Raw genomic sequence first — 18,583 nt, 5'->3', positions numbered from 1 at the left:
GCGGTCAGCGCTGGCAGCCCGGGCAATACCAGGTGGAGCGCTGTGCGATGCGTCGCTGACGGATGGACCGGCCGCAGCGGGGGCAGGGCGCGCCCGCCCGGCCATAGACGTTGAGGGTCTGGGCGAAGTAGCCGGGGCGGCCGTCGCTGGCGGTGAAGTCCCGCAGGGTCGTGCCACCGGCGGCTATGGCCTCGGCCAGCACCTCGCGCACGGCGCCGGCCAGGCGCCGGTAACGAGCGAGGCCCACCCGCCCGGCCGGGCGTCCCGGGTGGATGCCGGCCCGGAACAGCGACTCGCTGGCGTAGATGTTCCCCACCCCCACCACGATCCCGCTGTCCATGATGAAGGCCTTGACGCTGGTTCGCCGGCCGCGGCTCAGGCGGTGGAGCCTATCGCCGTCGAAGGCGGTGTCGAAGGGCTCCGGACCCAGCCGGTGGAGCAGCCAGTGCGCCTCCGGTTCACCGGTGCACCAGTGGAGGCTGCCGAACCGGCGCGGATCGGTATAGCGCAGGCAGCTGCCGTCGGCCAGGCGCAGGTCCACATGGTCGTGGCGCCCGGGGGGGACGGCGCACGCGCCGGCCTGCTGGCCGGGGATCACCCGCAGGCTGCCGGACATCCCCAGATGCAGGATCAGCGTCCCCGCCGGGGTACGGAAGAGCAGGTATTTGGCCCGCCGGTCCACGGCCCGGATCGTCTGGCCGGTGATGGCATCGGGCAGGCCCGCCGGTACCGGCCAGCGCAGCCGGGCCTGGCGCACGGTCATTCCGGTTACACGCCGGCCCTCCAGCAGCGGGGCGAGGCCGCGCCGGGTGGTCTCCACTTCGGGCAGCTCAGGCATGGAGCGCGCCGGGCCGCCGGCCGGGTTCGGGGATCATCGGGGAGGCTCCTCCGCGGTGAGCTGTTGCCAAGGGCCGCGGACCAGGGGCGCGTAGTGGTCGGGCAGGAGCGCAATTTCGCCCCGGTGGAGCACATAGCGCTGCTCCCCCAGCGGGTGGCGGTCGCCGAAGTGCCAGCGTTGGCCGTTGATCTCCAGCACCGCCGATGGCGGCTCCAGGCCGTAGGTCGCCGGGTCGCTGTCGGCGGCGGCGAAGCGTGTCTCCGGTTGGGGCTCGTCGAGGATGCGCAACAGCGCCCGGACGTGGGTGCCGCTGGCCGGCCGTTCCTCCGGCTGCGTGACCCACCAGTCGCCGTTGCGCCGCTCCAGGCTGACCGGCGGCCGGTCCGGGCGCTGCAGCCGGATGCTCACCGCGTCTGCGGGGCTCAGCCGGCTCATGCGCGCCTGTTCCGGTGTCCCCGCCAGCTGCCAGGCGCCCGCGGCCAGGGTGCAGGCCAGGATGAGCGCGATCAGGGTCAGGATCAGTCGCCGGGCCATCAGCGCTGCCCCCGCCACCACATCAAACCACCCACCAGGGCGAGCAGGGCCGGCAGGCCGATCAGGAAGCCGAAGCCGAACAGCGTCACCGCCACCGGGCCCATGTCCAGGCGCTGATCCAGCCCCGGCGCGGTGAAGTCGGTCTCCGGTTCCCCCGGGTCGGTCAGCCAGTCCGCAAGGGCCAGGCCCAGGCTGCGGTTGGCGGCGTTACCCAGGAACCGGTTGCTGAGGAAATCGCCGCCGCCGATGATGGCGACCCGCTGCTCTCCCCCATGGGGGCGTGGGCGCTCCAGGGTGGCGCCGAGCAGGAAGGGGGGTTCGGCCGCGGCGTCGAGTTCATGGTGCTCGGCGCCCCGGAGCAACGGCCGCACCCGCCAGCGGTCATCGGCGGCGGGGGCGATCGCCAGCGCGGCGGTGTAGGGCAGCAGTACCGGCCCGGAGATCGCCTCCATCACCGGATGCGCCGGGTGTTCATCCACCAAGCTGAGCCCGGGGTCGCCCGTGCCCAGCAATTCCTGGGTGCGCGGGTCACGCACCGGGTGGCCGAGGACGGTGACGCCCAGGTCCGCGGCCAGCCCCGGCAGGCGGTGCAAGTCCTCCGGCTCGAGCAGCCAGAGCAGGTTGCCCCCGCCGGCCACATGGCGCCGGAGCAGCCGGCGCTCGCCCTCGAGAAGGTCCACCTGGGGACCGGCCAGCACCAGCAGGTCGGTGTTCTCCGGGATCAGCGGCTGGCGCAGGAGGGACAACCCCTGCAGGTGGTGCCCCTCCTGCGCCAGCGCCTCCCCCAGCCGACCCAGGTCGTGGTTGGCCTGCCCTTGCAGGTCGCGCTGGCCATGGTCGGTCAACCAGGCCACCCGCCGCTCCCGCTCCCTGAGCAGGCGCTCCAGGGCCCGGCTGACATGGGCCTCCGTGGGGGCGGCGGCCCGCTCCCGGCGCTCGCCCAGCTCGACCAGCAGCTCACCCTCGTGATCGACACCAGCGCGGCGCACCCGGTCCGGCTCCCGGCGCGGATCGACCGTCTCCAGCACCAGGTCCGGCCGGTGGCCGCGGTAGCGCCGGGCCAGGCGCTCCACCTGGTCCGCCAACTCACCCCCGGGGGTGACGAAGGCGGTGAGCCGGGGCGGTGTCTCCAGGCCCTCCAGCAACCGAACACTCTGCTCGCTGAGCCCGGCCCGGTGTTGCCCGCTCCAGTCCCAGGTAAGCACGAAGCGTTGGCTCATCCAACCCAGCGCCGCCAGCGCCACCAGGGTGGCGGCGGTGAACAGCACGGCGTTGAGTCGCAGCAGCCAGCGTGTGCGGGGGTTCATGCGCATGGTCGGTGGCCTCAGGAGAGTCGCAGCGCATCCACGCGCCGGGTCGCGAAGAGGAGAGAGCCGACCAGTAACAGGCCGAAATAGGCCAGTGCATCCGTGCCCACACGCCCGGTCACCAGCGGCTCGTAGTGGGTCACCAGACCGATCCCGGTGAGCACGGCGTCGCCGGCCTCCAGCCCGGTGCCCTGGCCCACCAGCATCAGCAACAGGGCGAAGCCAAAGGTGTTGGCGGCGGCCAGACCCGGCTGGGCGGTCAGGGTGGAGAGAAAGACCCCCACCGCCAGCAGTGCCGCACCCATCAGCCACAGGCCCAGCACCGCGGCCGCCAGTACCCCGGGATCGACGTCGGTGAACAGCCGCAGCGACACTGGCATCACCGACCACAGGGCGATGATCAGGGTCAGTGGCAGCAGCCGCCCCAAATACTTACCCAGCACGATAGCGCCGCTGTTGATCGGGGCGCTGAGCAGCAGCGGCAGGCTGCCGCTGCGCCGCTCGTCGGCCAGGGCGCCCATGGCGAGCACCGAGACCACCAGTATCAGCAGCACCAGGAGTACGAAACTGCCGAAGTAGGGCTGGACCACCAGGTCGGTCACCCCCAGTGCGCTGTCGGTCCGGGTGAGCAGCCCCTGGTAGTGATCGCGGAAGCGGTCCACCAGGCTCAGGAACCACCAGCCCAAGATCAACTGGGCGATGGCCGCGGTCCCCCAGAATAGGGGGCTGCCCAGCAGGGCGCGAAGCTCCCGTTGCATCAGCGCGATCATGCCTCCCCCCCGGGACCTTGCGTCGCCCGCAGAAAGACCTGCTCCAGCGAATCGCCGGCGGGCTGCCAAGCCTCCAGTCCCCAACCCGCGGCGGCCACCGCGCTGATCACGCGGTCCGGATCGGCATCCGGTGTCAGCCGCAACTGCCAGTGCTCCGGGGCCACAGCCCGGGCGGCGGCCACGCCGGGCAGCCCTTCCAGGGCACCGGCGTGCGGATCCCGTCGGAAGCGGGCGTTGAAGCGCCGGGCGTGGGGCTCACCGCGGGCCGGTCCCTGATGGCAGATGCGCCCCCGTTGTAGGATGATCACCCGGTCGGCCAGGGCCTGGATCTCCGGGAGCAGGTGGCTGGAGAGGAGAATCCCGTGGGCCCGGGCCAAGCGGCGGATGAGTTGACGGATCCCCTGAAGCTGCCGCGGATCCAGGCCCACGGTGGGCTCGTCGAGGATGATCAGCGGTGGGCGGTGGACCACCGCCTGCGCGATCCCCACCCGCTGCCGGTAGCCCTGGGAGAGCTGATCCAGGCGTCGGTCGGCCATCGCCTCCAGGCCGCACTCCGTCAGCGCCCGGCCCACCGCGGTGCGTCCACCGTCGGCACCGCGCAGTCGGGCACAGAAGCGCAGGTAGTCGTGCACCCGCATGTCCGGGTAGAGCGGTGGGCGTTCCGGCAGATAGCCGAGCTGGCGGCGGTAGCGCTGACCGGCATCGATCAGGTCGTGCCCGGCCAGCCGGGCGCGCCCGGAGGAAGGCGGGAGCACGCCGGCCAGGAGCTTGAGGGCAGTGCTCTTGCCAGCGCCGTTTGGGCCGAGCAGGCCCACCACCTCGCCGCGGTGCAGCGTCAGGCTGAACCCGCTCAAGGCGGTGTGGCTGGCATAATGGCGGCTGAGGTGCTCGGCCTGCAGCAGGGCGCCGGGCGCGGTATCCTCACTCGCCGGGCCGGCGGGCTGACGCGCCGTTGTAGGGGGGCTGTCGGGCACGAGTCGATCCTTTCCGCCAGTGAACGCGGGCAAGCATGACCAAAGAGGGTGCACAGGTGCAACTACTGGGTGTCGATACCGGAGGGACATTCACCGACTTCGTTTGTTCCGACGGCGAGCGGCTGCGGATCCACAAGGTGTTGTCCACCCCCGAGCGCCCGGAGGCGGCGATCCTGCAGGGGGTGCGGGAACTGGGCCTGGCGGATGAGCCGTTGCGGCTTATGCACGGGTCCACGGTGGCCACCAACGCCGTCCTGGAGGGGCAGGGTGCGCGGGTGATGTACGTGACCGGCCGCGGACTGGGGGATGTGCTCACCCTGGGGCGCCAACACCGCGAGCGACTCTACGCCCTGGAGCTGGCCCCCGCCGAACCGCCGGTGCCGCCGGAGCTGTGCTGGGAGACCGGCGGCCGGCTGGGCCCGGACGGCGCACTGGTGGATCCGCTCAGCGACGAGGACCTGGCCGCCTTTGATCAGGCCCTTGCCGAACGGCGCCCCGAAGCGGTGGCCATCAACCTGCCCTTCTCCTTCGTCGATGGCGGTCCGGAAGACACCCTGGCCGCGCGGGTGCCGGAGGGGGTCTTCGTCGCCCGCTCGCACAAAGTGCTGGCGGAATACGGGGAGTACGAACGCGGCATCGCCACCTGGCTGAATGCCCGCGTGGGGCCGGTCATGTCCGGTTACCTGAACCGGCTCACCCAGGCCCTGCCCAAGGCGTCGGTCTCGGTGATGCAGAGCTCTGGCGAGCGGGTGGCCGCCGACCAGGCGGCGCGCATGGCGGTCAACCTGTTGCTCTCCGGCCCGGCCGGTGGGCTGATGGCGGGGCGCTATCTGGGTGAGCTGGCCGGTGAGCCCCGGCTGCTCAGCTTCGACATGGGTGGCACCTCCACCGACGTGGCGGTGATCGACGGCGAGCCGGCCCTGACCTCCGAGGGCCACATCGGCGGCTGGCCGGTGGCCGTGCCCATGGTGGATATGCACACGATCGGGGCCGGCGGCGGCTCGCTGGCCTCGGTGGACGCCGGGGGCTTGCTGCAGGTGGGGCCACGCTCCGCAGGTGCCGACCCGGGGCCGGCCTGTTACGGGCGTGGCGGGGCCGGGGCTACCGTGACCGACGCCCACCTGGTGTTGGGTCGGCTGCGCCCCGACGCCTTCCTGGGCGGTGATATGACCTTGGAGCCGGCCGCGGCCCGGCAGGCCCTGACCCGCCTGGGTGAGGGGCTGGCCCTGTCCCCGGAGCAGGCCGCCGAGGGGGTGCTGCGCCTGGCCAACGAGCATATGGCACGGGCCCTGCGGGTGATCTCCGTGGAACGGGGGCTGGATCCGCGGGACTTCACCCTGCTCTCCTTCGGTGGCGCCGGCGGGCTGCATGTCTGCGCCCTGGCCGAGGCCCTGGATATGTCCCGCGCCCTGGTCCCGGTGCACGCCGGGGTGCTCTCCGCCCTGGGCATGCTGGCGGCGCCCCGCGGTCGGCAGCTCTCGCGTACCCTGACCGGGCCACTGAGCGCGCTGGGTGCGGAGCGGGTGGAGCAGGTGCTGGCCGCGCTGGCCGACTCCGGGCGCCGGGCCTTGAGCGCCGAGGGGGTGGCCGTGGCCGAGCAGCGGACCCATCCCTCGCTGGATCTGCGCTACCAGGGGCAGGCCTACACCCTGAACGTGGCCTGGTCGGGGGTGGCGGCCACCCTGGAGGCCTTCCATCGGCTGCACGAGCAGCGCTACGGCCATCGGTTGGAGGAGCCGGTCGAGCTGGTCAACGTCCGCCAGTCGGTGACGGGCCCCCGGCCGGTGCCGCCGCTACCGCGGTTGCTGCCGGGTGAGGGCGGTCCGGTGGCCCTGGGCCGGGTGCACGGGGTGGCCGGAGAGGTGCCGGTCTACGATCGGGCACGGCTGGGGGCGGGGCAGGTGCTGCGTGGCCCGGCGCTGGTCACCGAGCAGGTCGCCACCACCTGGCTGGCGCCGGGCTGGACGGCGCGGGTGGATGAGTACGGCAACCTGCTGATGGAGCGGGCATAAAGAAGGTTTAGTTATAGCGCCCAAACCAGTCGTTGCTTGCCGGCGCTGAGGGGTGTTTTAAGATGCCTCCAGACCACTGCTTCCGGAGGTTCCCATGGTCATGCCCCTTCGCCACGCCCTGCCCGCGGCTGTCCTGGCCCTGGCGCTGCTGCCCGCGCTCGTCCTGGCGGCACCGCCGCCCCAGGCCACCGTCTACAAATCGCCCTATTGCGGCTGCTGCACCGACTGGGAGGACCACCTGCGCGAACACGGCTTTGAGGTCACGTCGGTGGAACGGCGGGATATGAACCCGGTGAAGCAACGCTTTGGCATCACCCGGGAGCTGGCCTCCTGCCATACCGCAGAGATCGACGGTTACGTCATTGAAGGCCACGTGCCGGCGGAAGACATCCTGAGGTTGCTCGAGGAGCGGCCGGAGCGCGTGCGCGGTCTGACCGTGCCTGGCATGCCGGCGGGCTCCCCCGGTATGGAGGTCGGCCACAAGGACCCCTACCAGGTGTTGACCTTCGATGCGCAGGGCCGGGTCGAGGTCTACGCCCGCTACGAGTAGGGTGCGTGCCCGGCAACAAAAAACCCCGCCCGGCGCTATCGCCAGGCGGGGTTTTTTTGTTCGTCAGGCAGAGGTCTTACTTGATCTTGGCCTCGCGGTAGAGCACGTGCTTGCGCACCACCGGGTCGTACTTGCGGAACTCCAGCTTGTGGGGGGTGTTCCGCTTGTTCTTGTCGGTGGTGTAGTAGTGGCCGGTGCCGGCGGTGGAGACGAGCTTGATCTTGTCGCGCATGATTAACCTCCGCGCTTAAACTTTCTCGCCGCGGGCGCGCAGGTCGCTGAGGACCTGGTCGATACCCTTGCGGTCGATGATGCGCATGCCCTTGGAAGAGACGCGCAGGCGCACAAAGCGCTGCTCGCTCTCGACCCAGAAGCGATGATGGTGCAGGTTCGGAAGGAACCGGCGCTTGGTCTTGTTGTTCGCGTGCGAGACGTTATTTCCGGTGGTGGGCCGCTTGCCCGTCACCTGGCAAACCTTGGACATGAGGGCTGACTCCTGAATCCGCAGATGTTCGTGCCGGGAACCGGTTGCCGCGCTGGCGGATCCGGGCCCCTTAGGGAAGCGTTTCCCTACCTGTGTACAGTCCGGTGGATAGCCGGCCCGTCGGTCCCGGGCCGCAAAGGCCGATGTTTATACCAGTCGGGGCGTTTCGGTGCAAGTCCGCCGGGCCTTTGCGCTTGCCTGGCGGGCCCAAACTGCATAGCATGCGCGGACTGGACTCCCTGTATACAATGCAACCGGAGGCCGGCTTCGCCGGCCTATGACAAGAGGATGGGATCAGGGCGATGACGGAACTGGATCTGGACAAGGCGCGCTTCAATATGGTCGAGCAGCAGGTGCGCCCCTGGGACGTGCTGGCCAGCGACGTGCTCGAGGTGATGAGCAGCGTGCCGCGCCACGCCTTCGTGCCCGAGGACTATCAGCGGCTGGCCTATTCCGATATGCAGCTGCCGCTGCCCTGTGGCGAATACATGAACGAGCCCAAGGTCGAGGGCCGTATCCTGCAGGCCCTGGCCCCGGAGCCCGGGGAGCGGGCGCTGGAGATCGGCACCGGCAGCGGTTTCCTGGCCGCCTGCCTGGCGCGGATGGCCGCCTCTGTGGTCTCGGTGGAAATCCACGACGAGCTGGTGCAGCGGGCCCGGACCATCCACCAGGCGCGGGGCATCGACAACGTCACCGTGCAGCAGGGCGATGCCGCCGCCGGTTTCGATGACGGCCGTCGCTATGACTGTATCGCGGTCACCGGCTCGCTGCCCGAGTTTCACGAGGGCTTTCACCGCAGCCTGACCATCGGCGGCCGATTGTTCCTGATCGTCGGCCAGAAGCCCGCCATGGAGGCGCTGCTGATCACCCGGGTGGCCGAGGACCAGTGGGCCTCCGTGAGCCTGTTCGAGACGGTGCAGCCGCCGCTGCACAATGCCCCGGTCAGCCGCCGGTTCGCCCTGTAGGCCCGGGGTGTTCGCGTCCGTTATGCCTCTGCCCCGGCGAGTCGGCCGTCCGGCGCTGGCGTTGCTGCTGCTCGTGGCCCTGCTGGTGGCGCCGCCGCTCACGGCGGCCGACGATCTGCTGCGCGTCTATCACGAAGCGCGCGAGAGCGACCCCCAGCTACGCCAGGCCCGCTCGGAGCTCGAGACCGTGCGCGAGCGGGTGCCCCAGGCCCGTGCCGGACTCCTGCCCGAATTGAGCGCCTTCGGTTCCGCCGACCGCGAGCGCAACGAACCGCGCGGCAGCGGTGCCGGTGAGCTGGGCACCGACTATTACACCACCAGCGCCATCGGGCTGGACCTCACCCAACCGGTCTTCCGCTACGGCCTCTTCCTGCGCCTGCGCGAGGCGGACCTGCAGGTGGCCCAAGCCCAGGCCCGGCTCAACAGTGCCGAGCAGGACCTGATGGTTCGGGTCACTGAGCGCTATTTTGAGGTGCTGGCGGCCCTGGATGGCGTGGCCTTTGCCCGCGCCGAGTTGCGCGCCATCGAGCGCCAGTTGGACCAGGCGGAACAGCGCTTCGAGGTGGGGATGGCGCCGGTCACCGATGTGGAAGAGGCCCGCGCCCGGCGGGATCTCTCCCACGCCAACCTGTTGCAGGCCGAAACGGATCTGGACAGCGCCCGGGAGGGCCTGCGCGAGCTGACCGGACGCAGCCACCGTGAGCTCGCCCTGCTGGACGAGGCGCTCCCGCTGGAGTCCCCGGAGCCGGAAGACAGCGAGGCCTGGGCGCGGCAGGCGGAGCGCCAGAACTGGGACCTGCTGGCCTTCCGTCACGGTTCCGAGGCGGCGATGGAGAACATCGGTGTCCAGCGTGCCGAGCACCTGCCCACGGTCGACCTGGTCGGCAATGTGCAGCGGGTGGATCAGGGCAGCCGTACCACCGCGACCGGCGTGCCCCGGGGTCCGGAGGAGTTCGACCAGGCGAGCATCGGGCTGCGGCTGAACCTGCCCCTCTACCGGGGTGGCGCCACCCGCTCCCGGGTGCGCGAGGCGCAGTCCCAGTACACCACGGCATTAGAGGAGCTCGAGGAGACCCGCCGTGCCGTGGTCCGCGGCGCCACCGACGCCTACCGCGGTGTGCGCAGTGCCATCGCCCGGACGGCGGCCTTCGAGCAGGCCATCACCTCCACCCAGCGGGCGCTGGAGGCGGTGGAGGCCGGCTTCGAGGTGGGGACGCGGACGGTGGTGGAGCTGTTGGATGCCCAGCAGGACCGGTTGGGCGCCGAGCAGGACTTCCGCCAGGCGAATTACGATTACCTGCTGCAGACCGTGCGTCTGAAGCGTTTCGCCGGCACCCTCTCCGATGCCGATCTGGCGACCATCAACACCTGGTTGGACACCAACGCCGAGGTTGTCCCCGATATCTGAGTTACGGGGGCCGTGCAGGCCCCCCGGCCACCGCTGGATGCACCGTGTCTCAGACCCCGCCACCGTTGCTGCAACGCCGTTTCCTGGCCCCCCGCTACTGGCCACACTGGGTCGCGCTGGGCTTTATGCGCGCGCTGGTCTTCCTGCCCTGGGGCCTGGCCCTGGCGCTCGGCGCGCTGCTGGGCGGCGCCGGTTATTTCCTGGCGCCGGGCCGGCGGCGGATCGTGCGCAAGAACCTCGCCCTGTGTTTCCCGGATTGGTCCGCGAATGAGCGGGAGCGCCTGGCGCGGCGCCACTTCCGGGCCCTGGGTATGGGGGTGGTGGAGATCGCCATGGGCTGGTGGGCCCCGGATTGGCGGGTGCACCGGCGCGCCCGTGTGGAGGGGTTGGAGCACCTGGAGCGGGCCCTGTCGGCCGGGCGCGGGGCGATCCTGCTGAGCGGCCACTTCACCACTCTGGAGCTGGGCTGCCGGCTGCTCATCCCTTACCAGCGGTTCCATCCCCTGTACCGGCCGGAGAAGGACCCCTTCGTCGCCACCCTGATCGAGCGCTCGCGCCTGCGCCACGTGAAGAAGCTCATCCGCAGCAAGGATCTGCGCAGCATGGTGCGCAGCCTGCGCGACAACGTCCCGGTGTGGTACGCCCCCGACGAGAACATGCGCAGGGGCAAGGGGGTGTTTGCGCCCTTCTTCGGAGTCCAGGCCAGTACCACCCCGGCCACCTCCCGCCTGGCCCGAATGAGCGGGGCCCCGGTGCTGGGCTTCTTCCAGTTGCGGGAGCCGGGGGGGCGCTACCGGGTGATCATCACCCCGCCGCTGGAGGGCTTCCCCGGTGAGGACCTGGAGGCCGACACGGCGCGGGTCAACGCCCTGATCGAGGCGCAGGTGCGCCGGGCCCCGGAGCAGTACTTCTGGGGGCGCAAGCGCTTCCGGACCCGCCCGGAGGGGGCGCCGCCGCTCTATGATTAGGCGGGGCGGGTCGTTGATCATGGCAGCGGTGGCGGGTCGGCAGACGGGCGGGGGGTGATAGTGCGATCGTGCGACTTTTGCGCACCGAGCAACGCAGCAAAAGAGCGGAAAAAAGGCGCGCCTGTCCGAGCGAAGCGAGTTCGCGCCGCCGCTCTTTTGCGAGTAGCGCAGTGGGACCCCGAAGGGGTGCGCAATCCGGAGCACGATCGCACTATCACCCCCCGCCCGTCTGCCGACCCGCCACCACCGGCCGGCCATGACCGTTTGCGGTAGGATCGGCCTATGATCCGCGAGATCCTCTACCGTCCCTTGAGCGCCATGCTCTGGCCGCTGCTGCGCTGGCATGCCGCCCGTGAGGGCCGCCGGGCGGGGGAGGCCGGGTACGCCGCCCAGCGCCGCGGCCGCTACCCGGCGGGGGTGAGGCCCGGCGGGCTTTGGATCCACGCCGCCTCGGTGGGCGAGGTGCGCACCGTGCGGCCCCTGCTGGAGGCGATTCGGGCGGCGGACCCGGCACTGGCCATCACCCTGACCACCAGCACTCCCACCGGCGGCCAGACCGCCCGCCGTATCCCCGGGCTACAGCAGCTCTTCCTGCCGATGGACCGGCCCCGCCCGGTGGCCCGCTTTCTCGATGCCGTGCGGCCGGCCGCCGGCCTCGTGGTGGAGACCGAGCTCTGGCCGGAGCTGTTCGCGGCCTGCCGCCGCCGCGGTGTGCCGCTGGCCATCGTCAACGGTCGGCTCAGCCACCGGACCCTGCGCGCGCCCCGGCCCGTCCGCGCCCTCTACCGGGAGGCATTGGCCGGCGTCACCGTGGTGCTGGCCCGCTCCGAGGCGGACGCCGCCGCCTACCGGGAACTGGGCGCGCCGGCGGACCGCATCCAGGTGGTGGGGAACCTCAAGTTCGCCGCCGGTGGCGGGGAGGGCGGCGCGCCCTGCGCCATCGATCTGGGCCGCCCTTACGTACTGGCCGCCTCCACCCACGACGATGAGGAGTGCCGGCTGGCCACTGCCTGGCGCGAGGCCGGCGACAGGCTCCCGCTGCTGGTCATCGCCCCGCGCCACCCGCAGCGGGGCGAGGCGCTGGTCCGTTCACTGCAGCAGGCCGGTGTCCGCTTCGCCGTGCGTAGCCGGGGCGAGCAGCCCGATCCGGCGGACCCGGTCTACCTGGCCGACACCTTCGGCGAGCTGGAGGGCTTCATGGCGGGGGCCGAGCTCGTCTTCATGGGGGGCAGCCTGATCCCGCATGGCGGCCAGAATCTGCTGGAGCCGGCCCGCCTAGGCCGGGCGCTGCTCAGCGGGCCTTACCTGCACAACTTCGCCGACGAGGCGGCCCTGCTGGAGCGCTGCGGGGCGCTGAAACGGGTAGCGGACCCCAGGGCAGTAGCCGCCACCGCCGCCGCCTGGCTGGCAGACCCCGGGGCCCTGGCGGAACGGGGCGCCCTAGGCCGTTCTGCGGTGCTGGAGCGGGCGGATATGGCCGAGCGTTATCGGGAATCCCTGGCGCAATGGCGGGTGCCTTGTTTAAAGTAAGGGCCACGAGGGCTGACCACTGCCCGCTCCCGGTGACGACAAACACCACAACACCGGCCGCCGGGTTCGGGCCGACAGCAAAAAGATTTTCAGGAGATTCATAATGGATCAGTCACGTATGACCCTGGGCCGGTTTCTGGCCCAACAGTGTCCCCAGGACGAAAAGGGCAAGGCCCTCGCCCTTCTGCTGCGCCAGGTCGGGGACAGTTGCCGGCGGATCGCCGACGCCGTCGCCGGCGGGGCGCTGCGCGAGATGACTGGCGCCGCCGACAACGTCAACGTCCAGGGGGAGGAGCAGAAGAAGCTGGACGTCTTCGCCAACGACGTCCTGATCGAGGGCTGCAACTGGGGCGGCACCGTCGCGGGTATGGCCTCCGAGGAGGAGGATGACATCTACACCCTGCCCGAGGGTGAGCCGCGCGGCCCCTGGCTGCTCTTGTTCGACCCGCTGGACGGCTCCTCCAACATCGACGTCAACGTCTCGGTGGGCACCATCTTCTCGGTGCTGCCGGCCCCGGACACCGGTCGCGACCCGGTGAACGAGGACCTGCTGCAGCCCGGGCATCGGCAGGTGGCCGCCGGCTACGCGGTCTACGGGCCCAGCACGGTGCTGGTGCTCACCCTGGGCGACGGCGTCTACGCCTTCACTCTGGATCGCGGCCAGGGTGAGTGGTTCCTGACCAGTTCCAAGATGAAGGTGCCGGAGCAGACGGCGGAGTTTGCCATCAACTGCTCCTACCAGCGCATCTGGCCGGCTCCGATCAAACGCTATATCGAGGAGTGCCTGGACGGCGAGGAGGGCCCGCGGGGCAAGCGGTTCAACATGCGCTGGATCGCCTCCATGGTGGCGGACCTGCACCGGATCTTCACCCGCGGCGGGGTGTTCCTCTACCCGGCGGACGAAAAGCGGCCCAACGGTCGCCTGCGGGTGCTCTACGAGATCAACCCCATGTCCATGCTGATGGAGCAGGCGGGTGGCGAGGCCTTTACCGGCAAGGAGCGGGCCCTCGACCTGCAGCCGGAGGCGCTGCACCAGCGCTCCGGCCTGATGCTGGGCTCCCGCGAGGAGGTGGAGGTGCTGCGCCGTTACTACGCGGAGCAGTAACCCGGTTCAGTCGCGGCGCACGGCCGGCCTCTGATGCAAATGGGGGTCATCCGTGCGCCGGGCGCGCTGCCGGTAGAATTCGCTCAGCTCGCGGATGCTGCGGCCCATGTGGCGGGCGCGCTGCAGCCAGTCGGCGCGGGCCTGCTCGTCGTCGATGTGCTGCGTTAGAGTCTCCTCAAACAGCCCCAACCAGGCGTCCACCTGCCGACCGGTCACCCCCAGGGCCACGTGTTTCGGCCCCACGTGGAAGCGATCGGGACGGTAGCGCCGGCCCCCCAGGCTCAGCCACCAGAAGTGGGTGATGCGCGCGATGTGCTCGTCCCAATCGTCCACCTGGGCGAAGGCCTCGGCCAGGTCCGGATGGGTCCGGGCCCGGGCGTAGAAGGCCCGTACCACGCTCTCGATGGTCTCCAGCGACAGCGTGGGCTGGCCGTCCGGGCGTTTCCAGGTTGGCGTCGTCATCAGTGGGCCTCGCTGCCGTCAGTCTCCGTCCAGCCAGTTGCGTGCGCCCAGGAAGCGGTCATAGAGCTGCGCCTCCGGGCTGCCGGGCTCCGGGTGCCAATTGTACTCCCAGCGGGCCATGGGTGGCATCGACATGAGAATCGACTCGGTGCGCCCGCCGGATTGCAGGCCGAACCGGGTGCCGCGGTCGTAGAGTAGGTTGAACTCGGCGTAGCGGCCCCGGCGGTAGAGCTGAAAGGCGCGTTCGCGCTCGCCCCAGGGCTGGTGGCGGCGGCGCTCGGCGATGGGGCGGTAGGCGGGCAGGAAGTGGTCGCCGACGCTGCGCATGAAGGCGAAGCTGCGCTCAAAGCCCCAGTCGTCCAGGTCATCGAAGAACAGCCCGCCAATGCCCCGGGTCTCGCCGCGGTGGGGCAGGTAGAAGTACTCGTCGCACCACTGTTTGTAGCGGGGGTAGACCTCGGCACCGAAGGGCTCGCAGGCGGCGCGGGCGGTGCGGTGCCAGTGGACGGCGTCCTCCTGGTAGCCGTAATAGGGCGTGAGGTCGAAGCCGCCCCCGAACCACCAGACCGGTTCGCTGCCGGCCTTGTCCGCCACAAAGTAGCGGACGTTGGCGTGGGTGGTGGGGACGTGGGGGTTCTCCGGATGCAGGACCAGGGAGACCCCCATGGCCTGGAAGCCGCGGCCCGCCAGTTCTGGGCGCCGGGCCGTGGCGCTGTCGGGCAGGCGCTTGCCGAAGACGTGGGAGAAGTTGACCCCGGCCTGCTCGAAGAGGTTTCCGTGCTTGAGCACCCGGCTGCGACCCCCGCCCCCTTCCTCCCGCTCCCAGGTCTCCTCCTCGAAGCCGGGGCCCCCGTCCAGCTCTGCCAGCTCGTGGCAGATGCGGTCCTGGAGCTCCTTGAGGTAGTCGAGGACGGCTGGGGTGTCTACGCTCATCGTTCTGGGGCTCCGGGGCTGTTGGGCAACGGGCGACCTTCGGGATGGCCGCTGGCTGGTGTCCAGGGCTCGGGCGTGGCGGGGGCGTAACCACGCGCAGGGGGACGCTGCGAGTACGTCCCTGTAAGCTCGTCGCCGGCCGTCCCTGGCCGGCGACGCCCCCTGCGCCTGGTTACGCCCCCGCCACGCCCGAGCGCAACAGGCCGATAGCTTACGGGCTTCGATCGGGGGTGCCAATGCACCCCGCCACCCCGCCCCGTCAACGCGAGGGCCGAAGGCTTTTCTTCCGTCATCGCGAGCCCCCCTCCCCGCTGCGCGGGCGCGAATCAGCGAGGAACGGGGCACCCCTGTCATCGCCAGGGCCGAAGGCTTTCCCCCCGTCATCGCGAGGGCCGAAGGCCCGTGGCGATCCAGGGCGGTAGACTGCCACGTCGGCTTCGCCTCCTCGCAGTGACGGTGGGGGTGAGTCCGGGCTCGCAGTGACGGTGGGGCAGCACCACTCCCGTCATCGCAAGGAGCGCAGGCCGGCCGTCCGCTACCGCTGGAGGACGGCATGACCACCCCCGTCATCGCGAGGAGCGAAGCGACGCGGCGATCCACAGGCCCTTCCACAGGCCCTGGGCTGCCACGTCGGCTTCGCCGCCTCAGTCGCCCGGTGCATCAGGCGCGGATGACCGCACCGCTCTCGGCGTCGCGGATGGCGGTGGGACGGGCGCTGCGGTCCACCGGGCCGGGGAGGATGTCGGCCAGCTCGGCGGCCTCGGCGCCCAGGCGGGTTCGCACCTGGGTGGCGCTGCGGGCCGGGGGCTGGCCATCGCGGTTGGCACTGGTGGAGACGATGGCGCCACCGAAGGCCTCACACAGGGCGGCGGCCACGGGATGCGCGGTGACCCGCACGGCGACCTTGGCCCGACCACCGGTGATCCAGGCCGGGGTGTGGGGCGCGGCGGGCAAAAGCCAGGTGTTGGGGCCGGGCCAGCTCGCCAGTACGGCCTGGGGGAGGGGGGCGTCGCCCAGCCAGGGCGACAGTTGGCTCACCCGGCTGGCGATCAGGATGAGCCCCTTGCCCGGGTCGCGGCGCTTGAGGGTGAGCAGCGTGGCCACCGCGGCCGGGTCGCCCGGGTCGCAGCCCAGGCCGTAAACCGCCTCGGTGGGGTAGGCCACCACGCCGCCCGCCTGCAGGCGGGCGGCGCACTGGCGGATGCGAAAGCGCGGGGTCGTTTCAGTCGGCATCGGTGTCGCGTTCTCAAGCGGCCCCGCTGGCCCGGCGCGCCCCGGGGGTAGGGGCCGCGTCGGCCAGCAGGGGCGGTCAGGCCTTGGTGCTGCGTTTACGGCCGGTGCCACCGGTGCGCCGGCGGCCCTTGCGCTCGGGCGCTTTGGCGATCAGTTCCTCGCACTCCTCCAGGCCCAGCGATTCGGGTTCGCGGTCCTTGGGGATGCGAGCGTTCTTCTTGCCATTGGTGATATAGGGCCCGTAGCGCCCCTTGAGGATGCGGATGTCGCTGCCTTCAAAGTCGCGGATCGTGCGCTCGCGTTCGATGCGCTTCTTCTCCTCAACCAGCTCCAGGCAGCGCTCACGGCTGATGGTGTAGGGGTCGTCGTCCTTGATGGAGACAAACTTATTGCCGAAGCGCACGTAGGGCCCGAAGCGGCCGATGTTCACCTGCATGGGCTCGCCCTCGGGGGTCTCGCCCATGTCGCGGGGCAGCTTGAACAGCTCCAGGGCCTCCTCGAGGGTGATCTTGTCCATACTCTGGCCCGGGCGCAGACCGGCGAAACGGGGCTTTTCCTCATCGTCCTTGGTGCCCAGTTGCACAAAGGGCCCGAAACGACCCACCCGGACACTGACCGGCTTGCCGGTCTTGGGGTCGGTGCCCAAGTCGCGGCTCTGCATCACCTCCTCGCGGGAGATGGTCGCCTTCTCATCCACCTTGTCCTTGAAGGGCTGCCAGAACTCCTCCAGCAGCGGCACCCAATCGCGCTCGCCACGGGAGACGGCGTCCAGATCGTCCTCCAGCCGGGCGGTGAAATCGTAATCCACGTAGCGGTCGAAGTGATCGGTCAGGAAGCGATTGACCACCCGGCCGATGTCGGTGGGCCGGAAGCGCTTGCCGTCCAGCTCCACGTACTTGCGCTGCTGCAGGGTGGAGATGATCGCCGCATAGGTGGAGGGGCGCCCGATGCCGTACTCTTCCAGTGCGCGGACCAGGCTGGCCTCGGTGTAACGGGGCGGCGGCTCGGTGAAGTGCTGTTCGGGCTTGATGCGCTCCAGGGCCACCTTATCGCCCTCCTTGAGCGGGGGCAGAATGCGCTCGCTGCTGCCCACGTCGGGCTTGCGGTCGTCGGTGCCTTCCAGGTAGACCGCCATGAAGCCGGGCTCCGCAATGGTGGACCCGGTGGCACGGAAGCTGTTGCCTTCGCCGCAGGCCAGGTCCACCGCAACGGTGTTGATCAGCGCCGGGATCATCTGGCAGGCCACCGCGCGCTTCCAGATCAGCTCGTAGAGCCGGAATTGGTCGTCGCTGAGCTTGCCGCGCACCTCCTCCGGCAGGCGGAAGGCGCCGGTGGGCCGGATGGCCTCGTGGGCCTCCTGGGCATTCTTGGACTTGGTGCGGTAGACCTGGGGCGCCTTGGGCAGCCGGTCCTCGCCGTAGCGTTTGGCGATGGTGTCGCGCAGGTCCGCCACCGCCTCCTGGGAGAGGTTGACCGAGTCGGTCCGCATGTAGGTGATCAGACCGGTCACCCCACCGCCGATGTCGATGCCCTCATAGAGCTGCTGGGCCACGCGCATGGTGCGGTTGGCGGTGAAACCGAGCTTGCGTGCGGCCTCCTGTTGCAGGGTGGAGGTGGTGAAGGGCGCGGCCGGGTTGCGCCGGCGCTGCTTCTTCTCCACCTGGGTGACCTGGACCGTGCCGGGGCTCTGGACCGGGCTCTCCCCCTCGCCGGCGTCGATATGGCTCTTGCTCAACGCCATGCCAGCCGCCCGGGCAAGCTGGTGCTCCACCTCGCGCGCCCGTTCACCGTTGTCGATATCAAACTGCTTGACCCGCTGGCCGTCCAGGGTGTGCAGGCGCCCGGGGAACGCCTCACCGTTCCTGGCCAGGTCGGCCTCCACAGTCCAGTACTCGCGGGAGATGAATTTCTCGATCTCCTCCTCGCGCTCCACGATCATGCGCAGCGCGGGGCTCTGCACCCGGCCGGCGGACAGCCCGGTGGCGATCTTCTTCCAGAGCAGCGGCGAGAGGTTGAAGCCCACCAGGTAGTCCAGCGCGCGGCGCGCCTGCTGGGCGTTGATCAGCGGGGTGGACAGCTCCCGCGGGTGCTCCATGGCCTCGCGGATGGCGCGCGGGGTGATCTCGTGGAACACCACCCGGTAGACCGGTTTGTCCTTCAGGGCCCCCTTCTCTTTGAGCAGCTCGTAGAGGTGCCAGGAGATGGCCTCACCCTCGCGGTCGGGGTCCGTGGCCAGATAGAGGGCGTCGGCCTGCTTCATCGCCTTGGCGATGGTGTCCACGTGCTTGGCGTTTTTGTCGATGGTGGTGTACTTCATGGCAAAGCCATGCTCCGGGTCCACCGCCCCCTCCTTGGGCACCAGATCGCGCACATGGCCGTAGGAGGCCAGCACCTTGTAGTCCTTGCCCAGGTACTTGTTGATGGTCTTGGCCTTGGCGGGGGACTCGACGATGACCAGGTTCTTGCTCATGCAGCACCAACAGCCGGCGGGGCCGGCTTTCAGAATGAAT

18 protein-coding genes are annotated in these 18,583 nt (G+C 70.4%); 7 read left to right on the top strand and 11 right to left on the bottom strand.

Features of this window, described 5'->3' with window-relative positions:
* Nucleotides 1-4: 4 nt before the first annotated feature.
* Genes mutM through MLG_RS15495 form a run of 5 tightly spaced genes read right to left on the bottom strand, consistent with a single transcriptional unit; the run spans nt 5 to nt 4,423 of the window.
* Complete coding sequence (gene mutM / locus MLG_RS13390; RefSeq protein ID WP_011630382.1) at nt 5-838, bottom strand: bifunctional DNA-formamidopyrimidine glycosylase/DNA-(apurinic or apyrimidinic site) lyase; 834 nt, start codon at nt 836-838, stop codon at nt 5-7.
* A 33-nt stretch (nt 839-871) separates the two neighbouring features.
* A complete protein-coding gene (locus tag MLG_RS13385; RefSeq protein ID WP_011630381.1) occupies nt 872-1,372 on the bottom strand; it encodes a hypothetical protein in 501 nt (166 codons plus the stop codon).
* Nucleotides 1,372-2,679 (bottom strand): Gldg family protein, encoded by a 1,308-nt coding sequence (locus tag MLG_RS13380; RefSeq protein ID WP_232209262.1) that lies wholly within the window; start codon nt 2,677-2,679, stop codon nt 1,372-1,374. Before MLG_RS13380 ends, MLG_RS13385 begins: the two co-directional genes overlap by 1 nt.
* Before the next feature lie 17 nt (nt 2,680-2,696).
* On the bottom strand, nt 2,697-3,449 hold the full coding sequence (locus MLG_RS13375) for an ABC transporter permease (protein ID WP_011630379.1): 753 nt from the start codon (nt 3,447-3,449) through the stop codon (nt 2,697-2,699).
* Nucleotides 3,446-4,423 carry an ABC transporter ATP-binding protein gene (locus MLG_RS15495; RefSeq protein WP_011630378.1) on the bottom strand — a complete coding sequence of 326 codons (978 nt, stop codon included), beginning with the start codon at nt 4,421-4,423 and terminating at the stop codon, nt 3,446-3,448. Before MLG_RS15495 ends, MLG_RS13375 begins: the two co-directional genes overlap by 4 nt.
* Before the next feature lie 35 nt (nt 4,424-4,458).
* Here MLG_RS15495 and MLG_RS13365 point away from each other — a divergent pair, with 35 nt between their 5' ends.
* Both MLG_RS13365 and MLG_RS13360 read left to right on the top strand, forming a co-directional pair.
* On the top strand, nt 4,459-6,435 hold the full coding sequence (locus MLG_RS13365) for a hydantoinase/oxoprolinase family protein (RefSeq protein ID WP_232209261.1): 1,977 nt from the start codon (nt 4,459-4,461) through the stop codon (nt 6,433-6,435).
* Nucleotides 6,436-6,529: 94 nt separating this feature from the next.
* Complete coding sequence (locus MLG_RS13360) at nt 6,530-6,985, top strand: DUF411 domain-containing protein (protein WP_011630376.1); 456 nt, start codon at nt 6,530-6,532, stop codon at nt 6,983-6,985.
* 76 nt (nt 6,986-7,061) lie between these two features.
* On the opposite strand, the gene rpmG is transcribed toward MLG_RS13360, so the two are convergent.
* On the bottom strand, nt 7,062-7,217 hold the full coding sequence (gene rpmG / locus MLG_RS13355) for a 50S ribosomal protein L33 (protein ID WP_011630375.1): 156 nt from the start codon (nt 7,215-7,217) through the stop codon (nt 7,062-7,064).
* Nucleotides 7,218-7,232: 15 nt separating this feature from the next.
* Nucleotides 7,233-7,469, bottom strand: coding sequence for a 50S ribosomal protein L28 (rpmB, locus tag MLG_RS13350; protein WP_011630374.1), 237 nt, complete (start codon nt 7,467-7,469; stop codon nt 7,233-7,235).
* 302 nt (nt 7,470-7,771) lie between these two features.
* Between rpmB and MLG_RS13345 the strand changes: the two genes are divergently transcribed.
* The 5 genes from MLG_RS13345 (at nt 7,772) to MLG_RS13325 (ending at nt 13,445) form a co-directional block, all read left to right on the top strand.
* Entirely contained in the window at nt 7,772-8,434 is a 663-nt protein-coding gene (locus MLG_RS13345) for a protein-L-isoaspartate O-methyltransferase family protein (RefSeq protein ID WP_011630373.1), read from the top strand.
* 22 nt (nt 8,435-8,456) lie between these two features.
* Nucleotides 8,457-9,842 (top strand): TolC family outer membrane protein, encoded by a 1,386-nt coding sequence (locus tag MLG_RS13340; RefSeq protein ID WP_011630372.1) that lies wholly within the window; start codon nt 8,457-8,459, stop codon nt 9,840-9,842.
* A gap of 44 nt (nt 9,843-9,886) precedes the next feature.
* Entirely contained in the window at nt 9,887-10,810 is a 924-nt protein-coding gene (gene lpxL, locus MLG_RS13335; protein ID WP_011630371.1) for an LpxL/LpxP family Kdo(2)-lipid IV(A) lauroyl/palmitoleoyl acyltransferase, read from the top strand.
* Nucleotides 10,811-11,092: 282 nt separating this feature from the next.
* Nucleotides 11,093-12,340, top strand: coding sequence for a 3-deoxy-D-manno-octulosonic acid transferase (locus MLG_RS13330; RefSeq protein ID WP_011630370.1), 1,248 nt, complete (start codon nt 11,093-11,095; stop codon nt 12,338-12,340).
* A 103-nt stretch (nt 12,341-12,443) separates the two neighbouring features.
* Nucleotides 12,444-13,445, top strand: a complete 1,002-nt coding sequence (locus tag MLG_RS13325) for a class 1 fructose-bisphosphatase (protein ID WP_011630369.1) — start codon at nt 12,444-12,446, stop codon at nt 13,443-13,445.
* Nucleotides 13,446-13,451: 6 nt separating this feature from the next.
* On the opposite strand, the gene MLG_RS13320 is transcribed toward MLG_RS13325, so the two are convergent.
* From MLG_RS13320 to MLG_RS13305, 4 genes are all read right to left on the bottom strand, one after another.
* Nucleotides 13,452-13,907, bottom strand: coding sequence for a group III truncated hemoglobin (locus tag MLG_RS13320; protein ID WP_011630368.1), 456 nt, complete (start codon nt 13,905-13,907; stop codon nt 13,452-13,454).
* A gap of 18 nt (nt 13,908-13,925) precedes the next feature.
* Nucleotides 13,926-14,840 (bottom strand): oxygen-dependent coproporphyrinogen oxidase, encoded by a 915-nt coding sequence (gene hemF / locus MLG_RS13315; protein ID WP_011630367.1) that lies wholly within the window; start codon nt 14,838-14,840, stop codon nt 13,926-13,928.
* A gap of 660 nt (nt 14,841-15,500) precedes the next feature.
* The gene (locus tag MLG_RS13310) at nt 15,501-16,073 is read right to left on the bottom strand and encodes an L-threonylcarbamoyladenylate synthase (protein ID WP_011630366.1); all 573 of its coding nucleotides are present in this window, start codon (nt 16,071-16,073) and stop codon (nt 15,501-15,503) included.
* 76 nt (nt 16,074-16,149) lie between these two features.
* Entirely contained in the window at nt 16,150-18,543 is a 2,394-nt protein-coding gene (locus MLG_RS13305) for a DNA topoisomerase I (protein WP_011630365.1), read from the bottom strand.
* Nucleotides 18,544-18,583: the final 40 nt, after the last annotated feature.

This window comes from Alkalilimnicola ehrlichii MLHE-1 (genome assembly GCF_000014785.1).
In the GTDB taxonomy this organism is placed as follows: Bacteria; Pseudomonadota; Gammaproteobacteria; order Nitrococcales; family Halorhodospiraceae; genus Alkalilimnicola; species Alkalilimnicola ehrlichii.
The sequence above is the reverse complement of the archived record's forward strand: the minus strand, read 5'-3'. Positions and strand labels throughout refer to the sequence as shown.